The organism is Micromonospora sp. NPDC048909 (assembly GCF_040649635.1).
Lineage (GTDB): Bacteria > Actinomycetota > Actinomycetes > Mycobacteriales > Micromonosporaceae > Micromonospora.
In genome coordinates this window covers 1-21,199 of sequence record NZ_JBEZFU010000022.1, presented here as the reverse complement: position 1 = coordinate 21,199, position 21,199 = coordinate 1, and the positions used below count along the sequence as shown (strand labels likewise).

Sequence of the window (21,199 nt, the reverse complement as noted above, 5' to 3'; positions counted from 1 at the left end):
TCCTGCGCCTGCCCGGGCACGGCTCACCAGCGGGAATTGAACCGCACGTCGCGCTGTACGGCGTCGGGCGCGGCGAACGCGAGCAGCCGCTCGCCCTCCTCGGTCAGGTCGTGCACGTCGCGGGTGGGGATCTGGAACAGCGGCCGCACGACCAGCGTCGCCGCGCCCTTCCGCCGGGTGATCTTCCAGATGGCCTGGACGAACCCGTCGACCAACACCGTCCCGGGGATGATGCCGGGCACGCCGAACACGTCGCGGCGGTCCCGGTCGTCCATGATCCGTCTGGTGTCGTCGTGGGAGACCACGATCGCGTCGAAGTCGGCGACGTAGCGCACCGGCGCCGGAGTGTCCGGGTGCGGCAGCGGGGCGTCGGGCAGGTCGAGCAGCTCGGTGCCGTCCTCGTCGCGGTAGGCGACCAGCCGGTCGCCGAGCCGGTCGGTCACCTCGCGCAGCCCGCTGAGCCCCGACCAGGCCTGCATGTCCTGCACCGTCGCAGGGCCGAACGCCGCCAGATACCGCACCACCAGGTCGCCCAGAGTGGTCCCCCGGCCGCCGCCGGCGCCCAGCCACTGCTCGGCGCTGGTGTACGCGGGCTGCCCGACCGCGCCCCACAGCCCGTGCGGCGGCACCTGCACCAGCGGCACGCCCGCGCGCACCGCCGCGCCGAGCGCAGCGGGCTCGGCGTCGGGCCAGCGTGCGCTGAGTTCCGCGCCGAGCTCCTTGATGGTGCGCGGTCGCTCCTCGACAAGGGCCCGTCCCGCGGCGGCGACCCGGCCGGGATCGGCTCCGCGCAGCCGCTCGCGCCCCGACGAGCCCAGGTGGCGGTCCTGCACGGCCAGCAGAAGCGGCCGGATGTCCGTGGCGTCGCGGGCGCTGACCAGGTACGGCGTGGCCCGCATCAGCGCGGTGCGGACAGCCGCGCGGGAGGTGAGCAGTGCCGACAGGTCCTCGATCTGGAACCGCCGCAGCCGCGTCCACAGCCCGAGGTAGGGCGGGTTCGGCGCCTGGGCGGGCAGGCCCATGAGCTGCTCGATCGCCTCCAGCGGGCCCAGCGGCGAGCGCTCCAGCAGCAGCTGCCGCGCGAGCAGGGCACGATTGAGATCGCGGCGGGTCAGCATACGTGGATCATTTCACGGGGGCGTCGCCTGATGTCTCGCCACGGTGCCGCCTTCCCCGTCGACTGGATCATGGGCGCGGTCACCTGCGGCGGCGACGACATGGCCGTCGCTCAACACCAGTCAGGCGCTGTCGGCAATCTGGCTGGAGCCTCATGCCCGGCAGCCCAGAACCGCTGGCGCCCCGTCGTCGCCCGGGGCGGACAAGTTCCGATCGCCGCCGGCTGGGCGCCGCAGCCGAGCGGTGGAAGGAGACGTCAGTCAGCTTCTCGGCCCTGAAGGCGATCGCTCGTCCTGTGAGGTGACCGCCCTGCAGGAGACACACTGCCTCACATCGAGCGCAAGCGAGAGCAGCTGAAGAAATGATCAGCTGGTCTGGACGGGCATTTGTCGATGTTTTGAGCCAGCAGGACTGGTCCGTCAGAACGTGGAGGCACCGGTCACGAGCGCCCGGGCTGCATCCGTCCACCAGTAGAGGACCTCCCGGCCCGACCGGCGTTTCTGTAGCAGGCCGGCCTCTGTCAGCACGCGTAGGTGACCACCGACCGCGCCGAGCGGCAGTCCGGTCGCGGCGACCACGGCCGTGGTGCTGACCGGCTCGGCCGCCTGCACCAGAATCCTGCTCCGCGCCTTCCCGAGCAGGCGGCGCAGAGGATCCGGTATGCGCAGAGCCGCCTCCGTGAAGATTCCCGTCACCGGATAGACGATCCCGAAGCGGTCGGGCAACCTCCAGGAGATCCAGCCTCCCCGGCAGTGAGCCGCGAAGAATGTCAGCGTCCCGCCCCGCACGTCGCACGGTGGGTAGGGCCGCTCCTCGACCTGCAGCCGCCCATGGCGCAGCCGACGGCGCGTCACGGTGCACGGCCGTTCACCTCGGCGAGCTGCTTGACCCGACCGTCATCCGTTGGCTGCGGGCCGAAAGACGGGCGGCGGCCGGCCGATGGCCTCCCGCGGAGCACTCGGCAGGAGAATCGCTGATCCCACCACAGTCGGAGGGTGAGGCGCACGTGGCGAAGATCCAGGCCGAGGAACTGTCGACGCGCTACTCGGCGCTACCGCATAGCAGTACTCGGTGGTACCGTATAGCGGTACTCGGTACTACGAGGTACCAGGGGCATCGGAGGGGAGCCCGATGGACGACCTGACGGAGATGCTGAAGGGCACGCTCGAGGGCTGCGTGCTCGAAATCATCGGCGGCGAGGAAACCTACGGGTACGCCATCACGCGTCGGCTGAACGAGCTCGGCTTCGCCGACGTCATCGAGGGGACGGTGTACACCATCTTGCTGCGACTGGAGAGAAACGGACTCGTCCAGGTGACGAAACGACCATCCGAGGTGGGCCCGCCGCGCAAGTTCTACGCGCTCAACGACGCCGGGCGCGAGGAACTTGCGACGTTCTGGGCGAAGTGGCAGTACGTCTCATCACGCATCGACAGGCTCAAGGAGGGCGGGCGATGAGCTTCTGGGAGACCATCACAGGCAGCGATCTCACCAGGGAATGGAAGGTGTTCGAAGCCCGGGCAGAGGCGTTGCCGGCCGACTACCAGGCGGCGTGGGAACAGATCAAGGGCCATCTTTTCCCCTACGGGGGCTTTACAGGTCGCAACCTGATGCCGATCCTCGACGCCGCCTTGGGGCTGCTCGAAGAGGCATCGGCGGACGGGCAGCGCATCCACGAGGTGCTTGGCGACGACATCCCAGGCTTTTGCACGGCGCTGGCCGGCGGAGAGGGGGCCCGGACCTATCGCGACCGGTGGCGCGAGCAGTTGAACAGAAATGTCGCAAGGAAATTGGGCCGGCTAGGAGGCTGACGTGGGCATCCAAGACATCATCGAGGGCAAGAAGCAGTGGCGGGCGCACGTGGCTCGGGTCAGGGCGCTCCCGCCGGACTACCAGATCGTCTACAAGGAGATGCAGAGGTACCTGTTCAAGGTCGGACCGATCGCTCTGCTTGACGGGCCCCTGCTCCCCGGGATCGTCGACTTTTTCGAGGAGGGTGTCGCGGCCGGCAAGGGCGTTTTGGAACTCATCGGCACCGACGTGGCCGCCTTCTGCGACGACCTGGTCAAGGACTCGCCCACCTACGCGGACGTCTATCAGGAGTCCATCAGCGGGAACCCCGGCACGGACGAGCGGTAACACCCATCGTCATCATGCCGGAGGGCGTAAGCCCTCGCGGCGCTCGGCACCCCCACGGTCATACTCGATGAGCCCACTGCGGAGGATCTGCCAGCTCTGCTCCGACAACAAGCCGCTTCTGTCGAGGCCGGGGCTGCATGACCAGACGATGGACCCGCACGAGGTCGAGCAGTTCGGCGACAGGTATAACCGGCAGTTGGACAATGACGGGCTCGCCGCTGCGCGGTTGATCGAGGCCCGGCGGCCCTCTGCAGGGCCGCCGGGCAACGCGGGTGTGGCCGTGCCGCCGAATCAGCTCTGCTTGTCGAGGAAGGCGAGCGTGACCGCGGCGAACAGCGGTGAGACGGCGATGTCGTAGTGGGTGAGTCCGGGCAGGATGGCCAGCGCGTGCCCGCCCTTGGGCCGGCTCTCCCCCATCCAGCCCCCGTCGCGCAGGCCCCCGTCGAGCAGCTCGAAGATTCCCACGTAGTGGCTCGGCGGCGCCATGTCGGCGTCGGCGGCGACGATCAGCGTCGGCACCTGCAGACCGCGGACCTCCTCCGTGTAGTCGAAGTCCTTCGCCATCGCCGAACCGATCTTGTCCAGCAGCCGGGGGAAGTCCTCGGGACGCGGCGCCACCCGCTGATAGAGCTCGTACATCGGGGTTTCCTTCATGAACTCCGCGGCCGCCGCGCCGACCTGACCCTGCTGCTGGAGCATCTCCGGGTAGATGGCGTCGCGGCGGATGTGCGCCGACGCCGCCACCAGGCGGCCCACCAGGTGCGGGTGCCGGATCGCCACCAGGAGCGCGACCCCGCCGCCGAGGGAGTAGCCGACGACGTCCGGCTTCTGCAGCCCGAGGTGCTCGATCAGCGCGGCGACGTCGTCGGCCATCAGCGTCACGTCGAGCGGTCGGTCGACGTCGGCGGTCCGGCCGTGCCCCTGCAGGTCGACCAGGATCACCTGGTGGTGCTCGGCCAGAGCGGGAAGGATCGGCGCGAACATCTCGCCCGAGCAGAGACCGCCGTGCAGCAGGACCATCGGGCGTCCCGCGCCGTGCGTCTCGTAGTACAGGTTGATGCCGTTGACGTCGGCGTACTGTCCCGTGCCGGCGCTGCGCTGCGTGGCGGTCATGATGGGCTCCTCGTGTGTCAGGTCGAACAGACACCGGTACTGACCGGCCGGGCCCCGGAAACTCATCGCTGCCGGCGGGGCGAAATTTCCGAGCCCGTCGGGATCGACCGCCGCGACACGGTCAGCCCCGTGGGCGAGCGGTCCGCACGCGGGAGGATCCTCGGCTACCTTCGTCGGGGTGAGCGACGTGACGACCAGCGCACCCATCGAGTCGCAGCTTGAGGCGTACCGGTCGGAGCTGACCGGCTACTGCTACCGGATGCTGGGCTCGGTCTTCGAGGCCGAGGACGCCGTACAGGACACCTTCGTGCGAGCCTGGCGCGGCTTCGATCAGTTCGAGGGGCGATCGGCGCTGCGGTCCTGGCTCTACCGGATTGCGACGAACGTGTGCCTGACCATGCTCTCCAGCGCGCAACGGCGGGTCCTGCCGATGGACCTCGGCCCGGCCGGGTCCGGCCGCGCCACCGGGCCTGGTGAGCCGCGCCCGGACGAGTTCTGGGTAGGCCCCGCGCCAGACGACCGGCTGCTGCCGGAGCGCAGCGACCCGGCCGACGTGGTCGCCGAGCGCGAGTCGGTCCGGCTGGCCTTCGTCGCGGCGCTGCAGCACCTGCCGCCGCGGCAGCGGGCCGTGCTGATCCTGCGCGAGGTGCTGGCCTGGTCGGCCCAGGAGGTCGCCGAGCTGCTCGACACCTCGGTGCCGAGCGTCAACAGCGCCCTGCAGCGGGCCCGGGCCACCCTCGCGGGCGCCGACACCACCGCCGACGTGTACAAGCCGATGGACGACGAGCAGAAGGCGCTGCTCGCGCGCTACGTGAAAGCCTTCGAGGCGTACGACCTGCAGGCGCTCACGACGCTGCTGCACGAGGACGTGACCCTGTCGATGCCGCCGCTGCCGCTGTGGCTGCGCGGCCACGACGACATCGTCGCCTGGATGTCCGGCACGGGCAGCGGTTGCCGCGGGTCGCGGCTGGTGCCGGTGGTGGCCAACGGCATGCCGGCGTTCGGCCAGTACCGGCCCAGCCTCACCGGCTCGGGGCACGACCCGTGGGCGCTGATCGTGCTGGAACTCTCAGCCAAGCGGATCGCGGGGGTCACCAACTTCCTCGACACCACCCGCCTGTTCCCGATGTTCGGGCTGCCGGCCCGACTCGGGTAACGCGCCGCTCAGCCCGAGCAGGCCGACGAGCCGCAGCAGCTCCGCGCCGGCGCCACTGACGACCAGGCGCCAGCCGTGTCGCCGCGCGGTCAGGCCCAACCGGGCCAGCGCCTCGACCGTCACCACGTCGGGCCAGGTGACGACGGTGACGTCGCAGGTGACGACGCCGGGGCCACGGCCGCGCAGCAACTCGGCGAGGTCGGCGCACAGTTCGGGGATGTCGGCGCGGGTCACCGCGCCGACAGCGAAGGAGATCGCGGGAGCCGCCATTTGGGTAGGACCACCCGCGCCCGGGAAACTCATCGCACCCCGGACCGATGAGTTGCGGACGGCCCACCGGTCTGACGGACATGACGATCCGACAGACGCTGCGTACCGACGGCCCGGTCCTCCTGCCCGGAGACCAGGGCTACGACGATCACCGCAAGCCCCTCAACCCGGCGCTCGATCCTCGGCCCGCCGCCGTGGTCCGGGCAGCCGGCACGGCCGACGTACGCCGGGCGGTGCTGGCCGCCCGTCGCCACGCGCTGCCCTTCGCCGTCCAGGCCACCGGTCACGGCACCCACGTCGCGCACGACGACGCGCTGCTGCTCCGCACCGGCGCGATGGCGTCGGTCCTGGTCGACCCGGACCGCCGCGTCGCCCGCGTGGGCCCCGGCGCCCGGTGGGGCGACGTGCTGGCGGCAGCCGCACCGTTCGGGCTCGCGGCCCTGTCCGGATCCTCACCGGACGTGGGTGTGGTCGGCTACACGCTGGGCGGCGGCCTGGGCTGGCTGGCCCGCAGCTACGGTCTCGCCGCCGAGAGCGTGCTGCGCGCCCAGGTCGTCACCGCCGGCGGTGAGCTGACGACGGCCAGCGCCGACCGGAACCCCGACCTGTTCTGGGCGCTGCGCGGCGGCGGAGGTTCCTTCGGCGTGGTCACCGCCCTCGAGTTCCGCCTCTACCCGGTCGCGCGGGTGTACGCCGGTGCGGTCACCTTCGGCCGCGAGCGGGCGGCGGAGACGATGGCCTTCTACCGGCAGTGGATCGAAAGGGTGCCGGACGCGCTCAGCACCGCCTTGCTCCTCACCCGCGACGGCTCGCTGGCAATCAAGGCCTTGTACGCCGGTGATCCCGAACGAGGGCGGGCGCTGCTGGCGCCACTGTGGAAGGTCGCGGGACCGGTCGCCGCGGACACCATGCGCGTCGTGGACTACGCGCAGGCCGCGATGGGTGGCACGTTCGCGCGTACGTTCGACCAGGTGCGCACGCTCGACGACGACCTCGTGGCCGCGCTGGTGGCCGAGCCGGACGCCACCGTTGAGATCCGCCACTGGGGCGGTCGCATTGCCCGCGACGACGGGGCCGCCGCCCACCGCGACGCCCCGCTGTCGATCATCCTCGACACGATCCCGTCGCCGCGGACCACGCAGGCGCTGTCCCGCTGTGGCCGCGGCAGCAGCTTCCTCAACTTCCTGTACGACCCGTCCCGGACCGCGTCGGCTTTCACCGCCCGGAACTGGGCGGCGTTGCGCCGGATCAAGGCGACCTACGACCAGGAGAACATCTTCGGCGCCGGCCTCGCCGTGCCGCCGGCCGCGACCTCGGCCTCCGCCTAGGCTCACCCGGCAGCGGGCTGGCGCGGAGGGCCCTACGCGTCCAGCACGGTGATCCACTCGGCTGTTCTCGGGCGGTAGCCGTGCCAACCCATGAGTCCACGTACGCCAGCCGCGAAATATGGCAAAGGGCCGGTCAGCGTCGACTGGATGGGGCGCTGATGGCCATGACAGCGGTGTCGTCGGTGAGCCCGGTGCCGAAGGTGTCGAGTAGATCGATGACGGCGGCGATGGCGTCGGCGGCGTTGGTGGGTGCGAGATGGGAGGCAAATCGGGCGAGGGCCGTCGTTCCGTAACGACCATCGGCGGTCTCGCTGTTGGCGGGACGGGCCTCGGTGAGTCCGTCGCTGTAGAGGAGCAGCGTGTCGCCGGGGTTCGCTACGACGCTCGTGTTGGTGTATCGGGAGGTCGGGAAGGCCCCTACGATGCGGCCCTTCGTGCGTTGGTAGTGGGCGGAGCCATCGGCCCGTAGCAGCAGTGGTTCGGGGTGCCCGCCGCTGGCGATGACTGCGGTGAACCCGCCGACGGCCGGTGTGGGTGTGAGGATGCCGAACACGACGGTGCAGTAGCGCGCGTCTTCGCGGTATTCCTGCCAGAGCACGGTGTTGAGGTTGTGCAGCGCGGCGGCAGGGTCGGGGTTGTAGACGGTTGCGGCGCGCAACGTGTAGCGGGCCAAGGCGGTGACGGCGGCGGCTTCGACGCCTTTGCCGCTGACATCGCCGAGGAAGAATCCCCAGCGGCCGTCGTCGAGGGGGAACAGGTCATAGAAGTCGCCGCCGACTTCGTCGGTGGAGGCCATCCGGTAGTACGCGGCGCTTTCTAGTCCGGGTGGGGTTTGCAGCACGGCGGGGAGCAGACTGCGTTGCAGTTTGCTGACGAGCTGCCGTAGCCGTTCGTCCTCGCGTTCCGCGGCTCTGCGCGCGTTGACAAGCTCTCGTTCGTAGGCGCGGCGCATTTTGGCGTCGAAAATGGCCGTCCGGATGAGTTGGGGCTGACCTTCGCTGCCGGCCTTGACGATAGAAGTGACGAGGACCGGCATACGGGTGCCGTCCTTTGCCCGAAGTTCGAGGGAGACACCGCCGATCTCACCCTGCATGGCCAGCATCGGTGCGAAGTGAGTTTCGTGGTAGATACGGCCCCCGCCGGTGAGAAGGTCACTGAAGCGGCGCCGGCCGACGAGTTCATCGCGGCTGTAGCCGAGCCACGCCAGCAGAGTGTCGTTGATCTTCGCAATGGTGCCGTCCAGGAGGGTGGACACGTACCCGCAGGGAGCATTCTCGTACAGGTCTTCGAGGTTGTCTTCAAGCAACGCAGGGAACCCCACCTCGCTCGGCCGGGCGCTCCCGTCCTCGCTTCGACCTTCGCCCTGAGGATCACGCCCGCCAGCGGCGGTCATCGGTAGGCGGCCCTGATGAACGACGTGATCGCTGCGGCCGTGGCCTCCGGCGCGCTCAACTGCGGGCAATGCCCGGTCGCGTCCAAGGTGACAAGCCGACTTCCGGCGATCTGCGCCTGCACGAACGCGCCAACCTCGGGCGGCGCTATGGCGTCCTGGGCACATTGCAGGATCAGGGTGGGAAGGCTCACCGCGGCGAGGTCGGCACGGTTGTCGGACAGGAATGTGGCGCGGGCGAACACCTGCGCCATCGCAGGATCCGTCCGACAGAAGCTCGCCGTCAGCTCTTCACCCAGCTCCGGCCGCTCCGGATTGCCCATGATCAGGGGCGCCATGCTCGAGGACCAGCCGAGGTAGTTGCTGTCGAGCGACTCGAGCAACTCGTCGATGTCATCGCGAGTGAAACCGCCTCGGTAGTCTCCGTCATCGATGTAGCACGGTGACGGGGTGACCAGGACAAGCGCGGAGAAGCGATCCGGTTCGCGGTTCGCTGCGAGGACTCCGATGCTCGAACTGACCGAGTGCCCGACGAAGATCGGCTGCTGAAGGTCCAGGTCCTGGCAGATGCTCAGCACATCATCGGCGTAACCGTCCAGGGAGGCGTACCGGTCGGCGTCCCAGGCCATCGGATCAGCCCTGCCTGACCCGACGTGGTCGAACAACACCACCTGGGCCCATTGTCCGACTTCAGTAGCAACGTGGCGCCACATGTGCTGATCGCAGCCGAAGCCGTGCGCGAGAACAACGGTGGGACCGTCCTCACGACCGGCCAACACCACGTTGTTGCGGTTCCGCACACTCATTCACCTATCTTCCACCACCCGCACCTCGGCACCAAGTGCCCGTCAACCTGGGCGAACCTTGTCGCACCACAGCCTGGCGAACGCGGTGGGCGCCGGTCCTGCCCGGCACCAGGCGCCTCATGATGCTCGCCACCGTGCACCGCTTGCTGCTGCGTCGGCTCTACGGGTCAATCTCCGACCGGATCGGTCGCAGGCTTCTGATCGATGACGTGCACCTCAATGAGCGCGTCGCCACCGTCGTCGCTGACGTGATCCAGCGATTCGTCCGAGGACCTGAGGACCATGCCTGAGGTCCCTCATCGGCATGACGGGACAGCACCACGCCTGAGTAGCCGCTCAGAGACTGTCTCACCAGCGCCGGCACGTCCTGGCTGCCGTGTTCGCGGCTCCTGGCGTTCTGCCGCTGGTGAGGCTGGGCCAACTCGGTCTGGTCGTCGGGCTCGGCGTGCTCGTCGGTACCACCCTCGTCCGCACCCTGGTCATCCCCGCCGTTTTCACCCTCATCGGCGACCAGATCTGGTGGCCGCGCCAGATTCGACAGGCCCAGTCCGCCAATACCGAGCGGGCGGTGAGTCATACCTATTGAGACCAGGCAATAGCGAACTTGCATATAGACCAGCGTCAACTCATACTATACCGTCGGTCCGCGCCAGTGCGAAAGAGGTTGGCATTTCACGATCATCTACCAAGGACCGCCTTATGCGACGGACAGTTATCTTCGCCATGCCCATCGCCCTTCTCGGGGCCACGCTGATCGGCGTGCCCGCCGCCCATGCTGCCAGCGTGCTTCCGGTTACGGCCGTGGCGGCCAGCGGTCACGACGGCAACGTGCCGGCGAACGCTCTCGACGGCAATCTCTCGACCCGCTGGTCCGCCGAAGGCGACGGCTCGTGGATCCGCTTCGACCTCGGTTCCAGCACTCAGGTGGGCTCTGTCGGCCTCGCATGGCACCAGGGCGACACCCGCCGCAGCGCCTTCCAGGTGCAAGCGTCAACGGACGCCAACTCATGGACCACCGTCGTCTCCCAGCGGGAGAGCAGCGGCACCACCCTCCAGCTCGAGACGTACAACTTCAGCGACCGCGCCGCGCGTTACGTGCGGATCGTCGGATACGGCAACACGAGCAACGACTGGAACAGCATCAGCGAGGCACGCATCTACGGCCCGGATGGCGGTGGCGGCGGCGACTGCGCCGTGCCCGCCGACGTGCTCAACCTGACCAACTGGAAGATCACTCTGCCGACCGGTCCCTCGGAGAGTCCCACCGAGGTGAAGCAGCCCGCCCTGGACGCCTTTCAGGTGTCTCCCTGGTTCGTCACCGCTGACTCGTGCCGCGCCGTCCAGTTCCGCGCCCCCGTCAATGGCGTCACCACGAGCGGGTCGAGCTACCCACGCTCGGAACTGCGCGAGATGACTAACAACGGGACCAGCAACGCCAGCTGGTCGTCCACCTCCGGCACTCACACCCTCGTCGTCGACGGCGCGTTCGCCGCGCTGCCGTCCGGCAAGCCGCACGCGGTGATCGCGCAGATCCACGACGGTGACGACGACGTGAGCGTCTTCCGCCTCGAAGGCTCGAGCCTGTACGTCACCAACGGCGATTCCACCCATCACAAGCTGGTCATCAGCAACTACCAGCTCGGTACCCGATTCCAGGCCAAGTTCGTAGTTAGCGGGGGTCAGGTTCGTGCCTATTACAACAACACCCTGCAGACCACCATCAGCAGGAGCTTCTCCGGCGCCTATTTCAAAGCCGGCGCGTACACCCAGGCCAACTGCACCAACTCCTCGCCCTGCAGCAGCAGCAACTACAGCCAGACACTGCTCTACAGCGTCACCGCGACCCACTCCTAAGGGCGCTGCACCGACAACGCGCCGCCTGACGAGCCGATGTCAGGTGGGCGTTAGGTTGGTGAGATCCTTCCCGTGTTGCGCGAGCTGGGCATCGGCCTGGTGGCGTACTCCCCGCTCGGCCGCGGCTTCCTCACCGGCGCCCTGCGAACCCCGGCCGACGTCGAGCGCCTCGACGACAGCGACTTCCGCAAGAACCACCCGCGCTTCACCGGGGAGAACTTCCAGCGCAACCTGCGCATCGCCGACCAGGTGCAGGCGGTCGCCGACCAGGTGGGCGCCACCTCAGCCCAGGTGGCCCTGGCCTGGCTGCTCACCCAGGGCGACGACATCGTCCCCATCCCCGGCACCAAGCGGGTCAGCCGCGTCGAGGAGAACGCCGCCGCGGACGGCGTCACGCTCACGCCCGAACAGGTTGCCACCCTCACCGCGCTGCCCGTCGCCGAGGGCGGTCACCACACCGACGAGCAGATGCAGGTGATCGAGCGATGAAGGGCTCGACGAGGCCGAGCCGTTCCTGCCGGAGATGATGGCGCGGACAGCGCGCAGGGAGGACGGCTGTTCCGGCTCGCCGCTGCCGCCGGCAACCGGCAAGCGTCGGCCCGAACACTTCCAGCAGCGCCGAGCTCGGCTACCCGGTCGAGCGACCCAGCAACTCGTCATCCCTCACGATTTCCTGACACGCGATCGCCACCCGGGCCGAGGTTCGGGGTGGACGATCTGCTATGGATCGACGTTGACACATGGGTCTAGCTTCCCTTAGCGTCGGCTGTCCGTGCACCGGACGAAGGGAGAGGTCTATGCGCTGCCTCGAACCACCGATCGAGTCCTGACCCGGATCAACGTGATCGCCGGGCTGCCAGCGATGGCGGCCCGGCCTACTAGCGGGGATCGCATGGCCACCGACCCTCCGGTCATCGTCGACCTGTCGCGGCTCGACGCGAATATTCACCGGTTCCATCGGGCCACCGCGGCTGCGGGCTGCCAAGTCCGCGCCCACGTCAAGGCGCACCGCACCGTCGAGCTGGCCCAGCGGCAGGTCGCCGCCGGCGCGGCTGGCGTAGCGGTGCACACGGCCAGTGCCGCCGTGCAGCTCGCCGCCGCCGGGGTCCGCGACATCGTGCTCGCGTGGCCGTGGCCGGATGCGTGGCGATTCCCGCTGTTCGCGGAGGCAGCGACACAGGTCCCACGCTTCGCGCTCCACGTCGACCGGCCCGAGGCGATCACCGGCATCGGCGCGGCCGCGACCGCCCGGGGCACCGAGGTGGGCGTACGGATCGACCTGCGCCATGCGCCCGCCGAGGCCGTGCCGGCGCTCGCGAAACTCGCCGTGGACACCCCCGGCATTCGGTTCGACGGGATCGCCGGCTATTCCCCCACCGCCACAGCCGAGGAGATCCGCGACCGGCACGACGTCGGCCGGCGGCACGCTCGGAGCGTGGTCGCCGTGGCGGAAGCGCTCCGGGACGTCGGCATCGACTGTCCGGTAGTGAGCATCGGCGGTACCCCGACCGCGCCCGGGGCTCTCGGCGTCGACGGCGTGACCGAGATCTGCGCCGGGGCGTACGCCACCCTCGACGGCGGGCTGGCGGCCGCCGCGGCCTGCAGGCCGGACGACGTGGCGCTGACCGTCGCCGCTGACGCAACCGACCTGCTCGACGGTTGCGCGCAACCGTGGGACCCGGCGGTGGCTTCGCTACCGGCCGCGCCGCCCTACCAGGGCCGGCTGGTCCCGGCACACATCTGCCCGCTCGCCGCCAACGTACTCAAACGTGGCGTCGAGATCGCCGTCGTCGTGAATGGCGAGCAGGTGGCGGCCTGGCGACCGTTCGCGGCGCCGGACCGCGTGTGACTGCCGCCCCGCGTCCGGCCGGTGCGATGATCGCCGATCTGAGTCTGCTCCGACGGCGCCGGTTCGCGCTGCTCTTCGCCGGCCGCACGATCTCTATTTTCGGCAACGCATTCGGCCCGATCGCTATCGCGTTCGGAGTCCTCGCGCTGCCCGGCGCCACTGCTGGGACTCTGTCCGCTGTGCTCGCCGGGCACGCCGTACCGCAACTCGGGCTGATGCTGCTCGGCGGTGTGATCGGCGACCGGCTCCCGCGCCACCGAGTGCTGGTGGCGGCCGAGACGCTGTCCGGGTGTGCCTTCGCCGCCCTCGCCGCGATGCTGCTCACCGGCTGGGCGCCGCTGCCACCGTTGGTCGGGGCCGCATTCGTGGCCGGCGCCGCCTCCGCGCTGCTGCTGCCGGCACTGACCGGCGTGATGCCCGAATTGGTCGACGCCGACCGGCTGCGACCGGCGAACGCACTGCTGCGGCTCGGCGGCAGCGCCGCGACCATCGGCGGCATCGCGATCGCCGGCGCGGCGGTCGCCGTGCTCGGCCCCGGCGTGGCGCTGGCGATCGACGCTGCCACCTACTTCACCGCCGCCGCTCTATTGGCCGGGCTACGCACCCGCGGGCCCACCGCACGCGCCCGCCGTGGGGTCTGGACCGACCTGCGAGAGGGGTTTCGGGAGTTCACCAGCCGGCAATGGCTGTGGGCGGTGGTCGCCTCGGCGGCGGTTCTCAACGCCGGCACGGCCGCGGCGTTCACCGTCCTCGGGCCGATTCTGGCCGCCGAACGCTTCGGCGCCGTCGCCTGGTCGGTCATCCTCGCCGGATATACCGCCGGGATGCTGCTGTCGGTGGTGGCCATCCTGCGGATCCGACCCGTTCGGCCCCTCCGTACGGCCACCTTCGTGACGCCACTGCTCGCCGCGCCGCTGGCCGCGATGGGATTCGGCGCGCCGGTGGCGGTCACAGCCGCCGCGGCGTTCTGTGCCGGGGCGGCGTTCAACGTCTTCAGCGTTCTGTGGGAGACCACCTTGCAACAGCGGGTGCCGGCCGCTGCGCTGGCCCGGCTGACCTCCTGCAACTACGTGGTCGCGCTCTCGCTCAAGCCCGCCGGTATATACCTCGCCGGCCACTCCTCGACCGGCTTTGGCATCGGCCCCACGACGGTCGCCGCCGGCGCAGTGCTGCTCGCCGCCGGTCTCGCCCCGCTCGCCTCGCCCCAGGTCCGCCAGCTTACCGACGACACGGGAGGTGCTTGAGTGATGGAGCAGCATGCCGAGCAGTACGCCGAAGGGTTCGCCCAGGCCTACGACGAGCATTGGAGTCCATACCCGACCCGAGCCGCCGAGCAACTGCTACGGCTGCATCGCACGCTCGATCCAGAAGGCGAGCGCCGATTGCTCGACATCGGCTGTGGCACGGGCATCGTGGCGGCGCAGCTTCAGCAGGCGGGGTACCAGGTGACGGGCTTAGACGTGTCAGCGGCGATGCTCCGGCGTGCGCGGCGCCGGCTCGGCGACGACGCCGTGCTCGTGCAGGCCGATGCCGCAGATTTCACCGTTCCCGAGCCGTTTCCGCTCGCCATCTCGACCTACGACATCCCAAATCACCTCGGAAGCCTAGAGCGGATCGGCTCCTATCTGGAGTGCGTGTACCGGGCTCTTCGGCCGGGTGGACTGTTCGCGTTTGACGTGGCGACCCGCAAGGGCCTTCTTGGTGTCAACGCCATGCAGATACGGGAGACCGACGAGTCGATCCTGCTGTATCGGGGGGCCCTGAATGAGGCGGCCGGGTACGGCTTCTACCGGATCTCGGGAGTGGTACGGGCAGCCGACGGACGGTACGACCGGTTCGAAACCACGATCACGAACTACCTTGTGCCGCTCGATCAGCTCGCTGACACGCTCAAGCAGGTCGGCTGGCGCGACACGTACCTCGCCGCGCCCACCGACCTGCTCACCCCGCTCACCGATGCCCCGATCGTCGGCGGCGAACAGCTCCCTCGGGTCTACTTCGTCTCCCGCCGCTGAGGGCACGCCCCGGCGCCGGTACACAAGCCTCATCGCAATGGCGTCGGTCCGGCCATCTGCACGGCAGAAAGCGACTGCGGCAGGGACCGCGTCGCCGGGTAGCCCCGCGGCGCACCTCGCAGCGTCCGACTTTGATCACTAAGGCCATCAGTCGCGGGGCGGCTCGGGAGCGCGACCTTACGGATCACGTGACGAGCACAGCGTCCATGAGGCACGTCGTGCATGTCGTGCTCGGCGATCAGCCGGTCATAGATCCGCTTCACGGTGTGCCGCTGCTTGCGGGGCGCCGGCCACCCCGAACTCAGCGCCGAACGGACCGTACGACGGCTGACCTGATACTTGCGGGCCAGCGCCCGCATGGACAGGCCGGCGCGCGAGTCCCGTCGGATCGCCGCGAACAGGTCGGCCTTCGACATCGACGGCATCGGCCGGCTCCCGTCCAGACCAGCCGATGCTCCCACCACGTGAGGCGGGTCCGGAACTCGCAAACATCGAAACCACCCGATCGAGACAACCCGGAAAGTGGGACCCGAACTGGCCCACAGAACCGATTCCAGCCCGTTCCACGTCGACACCTGCTTTCGGGTGCGCAAGGACACGGACGTTGTTGCGGCCGATGGGCTGCGCGAGGTGAGTGGTCGGCGGTGGAGCCGCCCATGATGCCGAGATCACCCGGACCGTGCGCGATGCGTCGGACTGCGCCACGGCGCATGGTTGAACAGTCTTGGCCAGACTTCCTGCGTCACCCTTGAGACACCTTGACGATGCGCCTCGACTCTCCGCGCCCGCCTGGCGTCGTCGCCGCCATGGTCTCGCTCAGAGATGATCGACAGGGCAGACCTTAGCTCGCGGAATAGCCGCTGGTCAGTTCACACTCACAACGACCTTGCCGAGGGCGCGTCCCTCGCCGACGTGGGCTAATGCCTCGGGCACCTCGTCGAGGTTGAAGGTGCGATCGATGTGGATACCGAGGTCACCCGCCACGCAGAGATCGGCCACTGGTTCGAAGTGCTTCGGCCCCTCCTTGACGGCGAGGACGCCCATCCGGCGGCGCGTGAGCCGACCGGCCACCGAGCCGATCGTCAGTACGCGCAGCAGCGCCGGGACCGACCCGCCGACGCACCTGTAACGGCCGCCGGGCGCCAGTGCCCGACGGTAGGCGAACACCGACCGGTGCGCGACCAGATCGAGGATGAGATCGTAGTGGCCGCTGCGGGTGAAGTCCTCGCTGCGGTAGTCGATCACCTTGTCCGCGCCGACCGACCGCATGAAGTCGAGCTTGCCTGCGTTGTCGACTCCGGTCACCTGGGCGCCGAGTCGCTTGGCAAGCTGAATCGCGAATGACCCCGAACCCCCGCCGGCACCGTTGATCAGGACCCGCTGCCCAGCCACGGCGCCACCGGTCCCCTGCCACGCGATCACGCCCGCCTGCGGAATCGTCGATGCCTCGGCGAAGGTCAGCGCTGGAGGCTTCCGGGCCAGCGCCGACTCGGGGGCGATCGCGTACTCGGCGAAGCCGCCCTTGAGCATGAGGTTGTCGCCATACACCTCGTCACCGGGTCGGAACCGGGTGACGGCCGCGCCGACCGCGTCGACCCATCCGGCGATGTCCGAGCCGAGTGTCCGGCGTGCCGGGGAGCGCAGCCCCCCGATGCGCGAATACAGTGGCCGGCCTTGCAGGGTCTCCCAATCGCTCAGATTGACCGAGGTTGCCGCAATCTTGACGAGCACCTGCCGGGCGGCGGGAGACGGCTTGGGGACGTCCTCGATCCGCAACACGTCCGGAGGCCCGTAACGGTCGTACACGACGGCTCTCATCCGCGTACCCCTAACCCTCCGGTGGGAGGAGGCCAGTCTCGCACCCGATGCGTGCGGGGCCACCGGCCCCACGTCTTCTGTAGCACCCCGGGACAAACGGTTGCCGACGAGGAGAGCCGCCAGGTCCTCCCGGCTGCGGGGCGCATCTTTGGCAGGCGATGCTGCTATCCAGCCGATGCCGCATCGTCGAAGGTCTCGCGGAGCGCCGGCTCCAGCGACCGGCCGGACGCCGGCTCGATGAACAGCTCGGCGAGCAGCAGGTCGGCGAGGTGACCGAGGTTGATGCCCGACTCCTTGCGACCGAGGGTCTGCAGCATGCCGCCACATCGCAGGGAGGCCCGCACGGCGCTCGCAGGTAGGCGACTGACCCGCCGGCGCCGGCCGACTGCCTCGGCGATGCGCGCGATCATCTCCTTCCACGTGAGGTTCTCGTCGGCGACCGGTATGTCCTCGCCGCGGGCCTGCTCGAGGGCATCCACCGCGATCTCGGCCACGCTGCGCGCCGAGGTCGCGGCGGTCCCGCCCACGGGGACGGCCAGCGGTAACCGAGATCTGGCCCAGCGGTCCAGCGGGCCGGCCCAGTTCGGTAGCCGGTCGCCGGCCCGGCCGAAGACGAACGGCAACTCGAGCACCGCGACCGGCAGATCCGGACCGGCGGCCACCCGTCCCTCCTGTGCCTGCTCCAATCGGCATCGAACGTACGTGTGGCGGGCCGCAAGGCGCCACTGTGGATGCAGCCGATCGAAGTAGGTGTAGTACGAGCCCATGATTGCCCCGCGGGTGAGACCCTCGTGGCGGGCCGCGGTGAACAGGCGCACCACCGGATCGACGATGTCTCGGCGGAACACCGGATAGATCGGCTTGCGCAGCGGTCGCTGCTCATCGGTGCGGGCGGCGTACACCACACCGTCGTGGCCGGCAAGCAGCGGCCGCAGGTCGTCGATCGACGCAGAGTCGAGATCGAGTAAGTGATCAACTCCCGGCTGGGCGGTACGCGCCAACGCGGTCACCGCATGGCCTCGTTCGCGTAGCACCTCCGCGACATGGGCGCCGATCAGACCACTTCCGCCCACCACAAGAATCCTCACACCGAATCGTCCACGCTGGACCCGCCTGCCTGTCAAGCCACGATTGGGACGAAGCGTCGGCAGACGCATTTCCACATGACGACCGCCCGGAGCTGACCGGCGGTGGATGCGGGGCGGTCACCGCCCCGCATCCACCCCACTCGGCGCAGAGCACATAGCAGTCTTACGGCTTTCCGCGAATCTCTGCGATCGCCCTCGTCCGCAGCCGCCGCGGCGATGCGCCGGCCCTCCTCCTTCGCCGCGTCTCGCACCGCGTCCGCGATCGGCACCGCGTCGATCAACGACCGGTCGATGGCCGTCGCCAGCACATCGCCGGCCAGGTCATAGCGACGTTCGGGCTGAGCACTGACATCTCTGTCGCGAACCTACATCGAGCGCACAGACTCCTGCATTACCGCTGCCCAGCAGTACGACTCTCGGGTGCGGCCGGTTGAGCTGTTCAGCCGGAGATAGTCGTTCCGACGCTCGCGGGAGTGGACCTCGGGAGCCTGCTATCCGCGCTCGTCCGAAGGCTGCTCTTTCGTCAGGTGGAGCAGCCACCCCTCGCCGGTGCGGATGAGCGCGTACCGCCGGCGGCCGGTGCGGCCGTGCAACGTAAACAGCATGCGGCGCTCGGTGCGGTCGTGTTCCTCCCACGTGCCGATGTCGGCGATCGACTTGTCGGCGTCCTCGTACGTGAGGTGATCAAGGTGGTGGTCGGGCACGGCGATCGCGAGCCGGTTGTCACTGGGATCGTCCGGCAGGCCGCGAGGCACCGCCCAGGAGCGCAGCACTCCATCCTCCTCGAGCCGCAGGTCAAAGTGCGGTCGTGGTTTGCGGTGGTGGTGCAGGACGAAGGCGAGCCGCACTCTTGCCATTGTGGGCGCCCGCCCACCCTGCCGCCCGTCAAATGCTTCACCGGACGTCCGATGACGTCTTCCGGTACGAGTCGCCCGAACTGGCCACGCGGTCTGACGCTGATCCACAAGGACGGCAGGACGCTCGCTGTCCCCGAGTACTCACAGACGAACGCGGATGATCGTCTTCCCGGTGATCCGCTCGGTCGGATTAAGAGCGGCGAGGGCGTCGTTCAGGGTCGCGACGTTGCCGATGTTCGTCCGCAGTCGTCCGTCCCGCACCCGCCGGACGATCTCCCCCAGTTGGGCGCGATCGGGCAGGACGACGAAGTCGACCGCCAGGCCGTCGGCGGGCCGCGCCTCCGGCGGCCCGACGACGGACACCAACGTTCCTCCGGCTCGAATCAGGCCTGCGGACCGCTTCCCGATGTCGCCGCCGATGACATCGAACACCAGATCGACTCCGCCGACGTCTTCGAGGACGTCGTTCTCGAGGTCGACGAACTCCTGCGCGCCGAAGTCGAGCGCCGTCTGACGGTCGGCAGCGCGGCCGGTGCCGATGACGTAGGCGCCGGCCTCACGTGCGAGCTGCGTCACCAGAGAACCGACTGCGCCGGCCGCGCCGTGCACGAGGACGCCCTGCCCCGCCTGAAGGCGGCCGTGCTCGAACAGTCCCTGCCACGCGGTCAGGCCCGAGATCGGCAGGCTCGCGCCCACCGTGAAGTCGACGTCACCGGGTAGCGGCGCGAGGTTACGGGCCTCGACGGCCACGTACTCCGCCAGGGTGCCGTCGCGAGTCCAGTCCGTGAGGCCGAACACCCGCTGTCCCACCGACAGTCCCGTCGTGCCATAGCCGAGAGCGGTGACCACTCCGGCCAGCTCGTGCCCAGGGATCGACGGCGTCCGGTCACGGCCGAGGCGATCGGTCCAGGTCGAGGGCCACGCCATCTCAGTCGGGACGAATCCGGACGCATGAACCTGAACGACGACGTCGTTCAGCGCCGGTTCGGGCTCAGGCCGCTCCACCAGCGTCATCCCGGCCGTTCCCGCGGCCTCGTCCGTCACCACAATCGCCTTCATCCGGTACCTCCTTGTATCCAGTCCTCGTTTGCACGGGCACGAGGCGCAAATTTCGTTCCACCAGCATCAGCGGCGCCAGGCCTCGGCGTCTCACCGCGCTGATCGGTAGCGGTTGTTGCGCGAGGGTGTCGAGGAACAGTTGTTCCTTCCCCACCGAATCGCGATCTATGTGGCAGCACCCGGTTCCCGAGGAGAGGCGCGACGTCCGTCGAACTCGACGCCGGTGGGCCCGAGCCGGCCAGTTCGTCGCTAGCGGCGACCCGTCGGACGCCCCGAACCTAGTTGCGGCAAAACTGGTCTGTCAAGTCCACTTCCGAGTTCGACGGGTGCTACAGTGGCGGCGAATTATTCAAGGCCACCTGCCGCAACGAAGGCGCCCAGCCAGCCCCTCCGGGCATCTCTTACGGACTCGATGGTCCACGTAAAGTTTGGCCTGCGGGAATACAACCGGCCCGTGGGGTGTCTGTACCTTTGCGCGTGGGGTGCGTTCCATCTCGTTCCTCAGCTTCGCGCCACAGGCCGTGAAGGGAGAGCTGTGCCCCAGCAGATCCAGTACCACAAGAACCCGGAGGCCGTTTCGCGGCTCGACCCGGAGCAGTACCGCGTGACCCAGCGGGACGGCACCGAGCGCCCGTTCGCCAACGCCTACTTTCACGAAGCCGATCGCCAGAACTAACGTCGTCGAGCGCGAAGACTCCAGCCACGGGATGATTCGGACTGAGGCCCGCTCGCTGTACGGGGACAGCCACCTCGGCCACGTCTTCGACGACGGTCCCCCCGACAAGGGCGGACTGCGCTACTGCATCAACTCCGCGTCGTTGCGGTTCATCCACCTCGACGACCTGGAGAACGCAGGATACGGCGAATACCGCACCCTGTTCATGAGTGACAGCAACACTGACACCGACGACAAGTAAGGAGAGGACGTGACCACCGAAAAGGCGATCCTCGCCGGCGGCTGCTTCTGGGGCATGGAGGAGCTGTTCCGCCACCAGCCCGGCGTCGTGTCCACGCGCGTCGGCTACAGCGGCGGCGACGTCCCGAACGCCACCTACCGCAACCACGGCACCCACGCGGAGTCCATCGAGGTCGTATACGACCCCGAGAAGACCGACTTCCGCGCGCTGCTCGAGTTCTTCTTCCAGGTGCACGACCCCTCGACGAAGAATCGCCAGGGCAACGACATCGGCACCAGCTACCGCTCGGCGATCTTCTACACCAGCGACGAGCAGAAGCGGGTCGCCGAGGAACGACTTCCTGGCGCTCGGGCGTCCGCAGTGGACCGCCGTGCGGCAACGGGTGACCGAACTGCTCACCGACCCGGCGCACCGGACGGCGGTG

23 protein-coding genes and 2 pseudogenes are annotated in these 21,199 nt (G+C 69.0%); 14 read left to right on the top strand and 11 right to left on the bottom strand.

What is annotated here, in order from left to right; all coding sequences use genetic code 11:
- Positions 1-23: 23 nt before the first annotated feature.
- Both AB0C04_RS31570 and AB0C04_RS31565 read right to left on the bottom strand, forming a co-directional pair.
- Entirely contained in the window at positions 24-1,118 is a 1,095-nt protein-coding gene (locus AB0C04_RS31570) for a winged helix DNA-binding domain-containing protein (RefSeq protein ID WP_357061955.1), read from the bottom strand.
- Positions 1,119-1,535: 417 nt separating this feature from the next.
- The gene (locus AB0C04_RS31565; RefSeq protein ID WP_357061952.1) at positions 1,536-1,841 is read right to left on the bottom strand and encodes a winged helix-turn-helix domain-containing protein; all 306 of its coding nucleotides are present in this window, start codon (positions 1,839-1,841) and stop codon (positions 1,536-1,538) included.
- 406 nt (positions 1,842-2,247) lie between these two features.
- Between AB0C04_RS31565 and AB0C04_RS31560 the strand changes: the two genes are divergently transcribed.
- The 3 genes from AB0C04_RS31560 to AB0C04_RS31550 are packed head-to-tail and all read left to right on the top strand — an operon-like array spanning position 2,248 to position 3,255.
- Positions 2,248-2,574: a PadR family transcriptional regulator gene (locus AB0C04_RS31560; RefSeq protein ID WP_357061949.1), complete on the top strand. Its 327-nt coding sequence runs from the start codon at positions 2,248-2,250 to the stop codon at positions 2,572-2,574.
- Entirely contained in the window at positions 2,571-2,927 is a 357-nt protein-coding gene (locus AB0C04_RS31555; RefSeq protein WP_357061946.1) for a DUF1048 domain-containing protein, read from the top strand. Before AB0C04_RS31560 ends, AB0C04_RS31555 begins: the two co-directional genes overlap by 4 nt.
- Before the next feature lies 1 nt (position 2,928).
- Entirely contained in the window at positions 2,929-3,255 is a 327-nt protein-coding gene (locus AB0C04_RS31550) for a DUF1048 domain-containing protein (protein WP_357061943.1), read from the top strand.
- Between the two features lie 291 nt (positions 3,256-3,546).
- On the opposite strand, the gene AB0C04_RS31545 is transcribed toward AB0C04_RS31550, so the two are convergent.
- Positions 3,547-4,368, bottom strand: coding sequence for an alpha/beta hydrolase (locus AB0C04_RS31545; protein ID WP_357061941.1), 822 nt, complete (start codon positions 4,366-4,368; stop codon positions 3,547-3,549).
- Positions 4,369-4,546: 178 nt separating this feature from the next.
- Between AB0C04_RS31545 and AB0C04_RS31540 the strand changes: the two genes are divergently transcribed.
- The gene (locus AB0C04_RS31540; RefSeq protein ID WP_357061939.1) at positions 4,547-5,524 is read left to right on the top strand and encodes a sigma-70 family RNA polymerase sigma factor; all 978 of its coding nucleotides are present in this window, start codon (positions 4,547-4,549) and stop codon (positions 5,522-5,524) included.
- Here the strand turns inward: AB0C04_RS31540 and AB0C04_RS31535 are convergent.
- Positions 5,438-5,794, bottom strand: coding sequence for an STAS domain-containing protein (locus tag AB0C04_RS31535; RefSeq protein ID WP_357061936.1), 357 nt, complete (start codon positions 5,792-5,794; stop codon positions 5,438-5,440). The two genes, AB0C04_RS31540 and AB0C04_RS31535, sit on opposite strands and share 87 nt — an antisense overlap.
- Positions 5,795-5,874: 80 nt before the next feature.
- On the opposite strand from AB0C04_RS31535, the gene AB0C04_RS31530 reads away from it, so the two are divergent.
- Positions 5,875-7,122, top strand: coding sequence for an FAD-binding oxidoreductase (locus AB0C04_RS31530; RefSeq protein ID WP_357061934.1), 1,248 nt, complete (start codon positions 5,875-5,877; stop codon positions 7,120-7,122).
- A gap of 133 nt (positions 7,123-7,255) precedes the next feature.
- On the opposite strand, the gene AB0C04_RS31525 is transcribed toward AB0C04_RS31530, so the two are convergent.
- Together AB0C04_RS31525 and AB0C04_RS31520 are read right to left on the bottom strand one after the other, a co-directional pair.
- Positions 7,256-8,428, bottom strand: coding sequence for a SpoIIE family protein phosphatase (locus tag AB0C04_RS31525; protein WP_357061931.1), 1,173 nt, complete (start codon positions 8,426-8,428; stop codon positions 7,256-7,258).
- Positions 8,429-8,511: 83 nt separating this feature from the next.
- Positions 8,512-9,318 (bottom strand): alpha/beta hydrolase, encoded by an 807-nt coding sequence (locus AB0C04_RS31520; protein ID WP_357061928.1) that lies wholly within the window; start codon positions 9,316-9,318, stop codon positions 8,512-8,514.
- Between the two features lie 119 nt (positions 9,319-9,437).
- Between AB0C04_RS31520 and AB0C04_RS31515 the strand changes: the two genes are divergently transcribed.
- The 7 genes from AB0C04_RS31515 (at position 9,438) to AB0C04_RS31485 (ending at position 15,036) form a co-directional block, all read left to right on the top strand.
- Complete coding sequence (locus tag AB0C04_RS31515) at positions 9,438-9,608, top strand: hypothetical protein (protein WP_357061926.1); 171 nt, start codon at positions 9,438-9,440, stop codon at positions 9,606-9,608.
- Positions 9,609-9,694: 86 nt separating this feature from the next.
- Positions 9,695-9,904, top strand: coding sequence for an MMPL family transporter (locus AB0C04_RS31510; protein ID WP_357061924.1), 210 nt, complete (start codon positions 9,695-9,697; stop codon positions 9,902-9,904).
- Between the two features lie 137 nt (positions 9,905-10,041).
- Positions 10,042-11,172 carry a polysaccharide lyase family 7 protein gene (locus AB0C04_RS31505; protein WP_357061921.1) on the top strand — a complete coding sequence of 377 codons (1,131 nt, stop codon included), beginning with the start codon at positions 10,042-10,044 and terminating at the stop codon, positions 11,170-11,172.
- A 72-nt stretch (positions 11,173-11,244) separates the two neighbouring features.
- The gene (locus AB0C04_RS31500) at positions 11,245-11,661 is read left to right on the top strand and encodes an aldo/keto reductase (RefSeq protein ID WP_357061918.1); all 417 of its coding nucleotides are present in this window, start codon (positions 11,245-11,247) and stop codon (positions 11,659-11,661) included.
- A 403-nt stretch (positions 11,662-12,064) separates the two neighbouring features.
- Positions 12,065-13,021, top strand: coding sequence for an alanine racemase (locus tag AB0C04_RS31495; RefSeq protein WP_357061915.1), 957 nt, complete (start codon positions 12,065-12,067; stop codon positions 13,019-13,021).
- Positions 13,018-14,265: an MFS transporter gene (locus AB0C04_RS31490; RefSeq protein WP_357061913.1), complete on the top strand. Its 1,248-nt coding sequence runs from the start codon at positions 13,018-13,020 to the stop codon at positions 14,263-14,265. The genes AB0C04_RS31495 and AB0C04_RS31490 overlap by 4 nt, the downstream gene beginning before the upstream one ends.
- Before the next feature lie 3 nt (positions 14,266-14,268).
- Positions 14,269-15,036: a methyltransferase domain-containing protein gene (locus AB0C04_RS31485; protein WP_357061911.1), complete on the top strand. Its 768-nt coding sequence runs from the start codon at positions 14,269-14,271 to the stop codon at positions 15,034-15,036.
- A 29-nt stretch (positions 15,037-15,065) separates the two neighbouring features.
- On the opposite strand, the gene AB0C04_RS31480 is transcribed toward AB0C04_RS31485, so the two are convergent.
- From AB0C04_RS31480 to AB0C04_RS31460, 5 genes are all read right to left on the bottom strand, one after another.
- Positions 15,066-15,461, bottom strand: a complete 396-nt coding sequence (locus AB0C04_RS31480) for a hypothetical protein (protein WP_357061908.1) — start codon at positions 15,459-15,461, stop codon at positions 15,066-15,068.
- Positions 15,462-15,900: 439 nt separating this feature from the next.
- Positions 15,901-16,854 (bottom strand): NAD(P)-dependent alcohol dehydrogenase, encoded by a 954-nt coding sequence (locus tag AB0C04_RS31475; RefSeq protein WP_357061905.1) that lies wholly within the window; start codon positions 16,852-16,854, stop codon positions 15,901-15,903.
- A gap of 164 nt (positions 16,855-17,018) precedes the next feature.
- Entirely contained in the window at positions 17,019-18,011 is a 993-nt protein-coding gene (locus AB0C04_RS31470; RefSeq protein ID WP_357061902.1) for an NAD(P)H-binding protein, read from the bottom strand.
- A 422-nt stretch (positions 18,012-18,433) separates the two neighbouring features.
- Positions 18,434-18,799 (bottom strand): DNA polymerase ligase N-terminal domain-containing protein, encoded by a 366-nt coding sequence (locus AB0C04_RS31465; protein ID WP_357061899.1) that lies wholly within the window; start codon positions 18,797-18,799, stop codon positions 18,434-18,436.
- A 141-nt stretch (positions 18,800-18,940) separates the two neighbouring features.
- Positions 18,941-19,858: an NADP-dependent oxidoreductase gene (locus tag AB0C04_RS31460; RefSeq protein ID WP_357061896.1), complete on the bottom strand. Its 918-nt coding sequence runs from the start codon at positions 19,856-19,858 to the stop codon at positions 18,941-18,943.
- 547 nt (positions 19,859-20,405) lie between these two features.
- Between AB0C04_RS31460 and AB0C04_RS31455 the strand changes: the two are divergent.
- Both AB0C04_RS31455 and msrA read left to right on the top strand, forming a co-directional pair.
- Positions 20,406-20,775, top strand: a pseudogene (locus AB0C04_RS31455) (peptide-methionine (R)-S-oxide reductase).
- Positions 20,776-20,784: 9 nt separating this feature from the next.
- A pseudogene (gene msrA / locus AB0C04_RS31450) lies at positions 20,785-21,114 on the top strand (peptide-methionine (S)-S-oxide reductase MsrA); the annotation flags it as partial.
- Between the last annotated feature and the right edge of the window lie 85 nt (positions 21,115-21,199).

Coding starts and splice junctions, on each gene's coding strand:
- AB0C04_RS31570 (WP_357061955.1), bottom strand. CDS start 1,118: ATGCTGACCCGCCGCGATCTCAATCGTGCCCTGCTCGCGCGGCAGCTG.
- AB0C04_RS31560 (WP_357061949.1), top strand. CDS start 2,248: ATGGACGACCTGACGGAGATGCTGAAGGGCACGCTCGAGGGCTGCGTG.
- AB0C04_RS31555 (WP_357061946.1), top strand. CDS start 2,571: ATGAGCTTCTGGGAGACCATCACAGGCAGCGATCTCACCAGGGAATGG.
- AB0C04_RS31545 (WP_357061941.1), bottom strand. CDS start 4,368: ATGACCGCCACGCAGCGCAGCGCCGGCACGGGACAGTACGCCGACGTC.
- AB0C04_RS31535 (WP_357061936.1), bottom strand. CDS start 5,794: ATGGCGGCTCCCGCGATCTCCTTCGCTGTCGGCGCGGTGACCCGCGCC.
- AB0C04_RS31530 (WP_357061934.1), top strand. CDS start 5,875: ATGACGATCCGACAGACGCTGCGTACCGACGGCCCGGTCCTCCTGCCC.
- AB0C04_RS31520 (WP_357061928.1), bottom strand. CDS start 9,318: ATGAGTGTGCGGAACCGCAACAACGTGGTGTTGGCCGGTCGTGAGGAC.
- AB0C04_RS31515 (WP_357061926.1), top strand. CDS start 9,438: ATGATGCTCGCCACCGTGCACCGCTTGCTGCTGCGTCGGCTCTACGGG.
- AB0C04_RS31505 (WP_357061921.1), top strand. CDS start 10,042: ATGCCCATCGCCCTTCTCGGGGCCACGCTGATCGGCGTGCCCGCCGCC.
- AB0C04_RS31495 (WP_357061915.1), top strand. CDS start 12,065: ATGGCCACCGACCCTCCGGTCATCGTCGACCTGTCGCGGCTCGACGCG.
- AB0C04_RS31485 (WP_357061911.1), top strand. CDS start 14,269: ATGGAGCAGCATGCCGAGCAGTACGCCGAAGGGTTCGCCCAGGCCTAC.
- AB0C04_RS31480 (WP_357061908.1), bottom strand. CDS start 15,461: ATGCCGTCGATGTCGAAGGCCGACCTGTTCGCGGCGATCCGACGGGAC.
- AB0C04_RS31475 (WP_357061905.1), bottom strand. CDS start 16,854: ATGAGAGCCGTCGTGTACGACCGTTACGGGCCTCCGGACGTGTTGCGG.
- AB0C04_RS31470 (WP_357061902.1), bottom strand. CDS start 18,011: ATGCGTCTGCCGACGCTTCGTCCCAATCGTGGCTTGACAGGCAGGCGG.
- AB0C04_RS31465 (WP_357061899.1), bottom strand. CDS start 18,799: ATGGCAAGAGTGCGGCTCGCCTTCGTCCTGCACCACCACCGCAAACCA.
- AB0C04_RS31460 (WP_357061896.1), bottom strand. CDS start 19,858: ATGAAGGCGATTGTGGTGACGGACGAGGCCGCGGGAACGGCCGGGATG.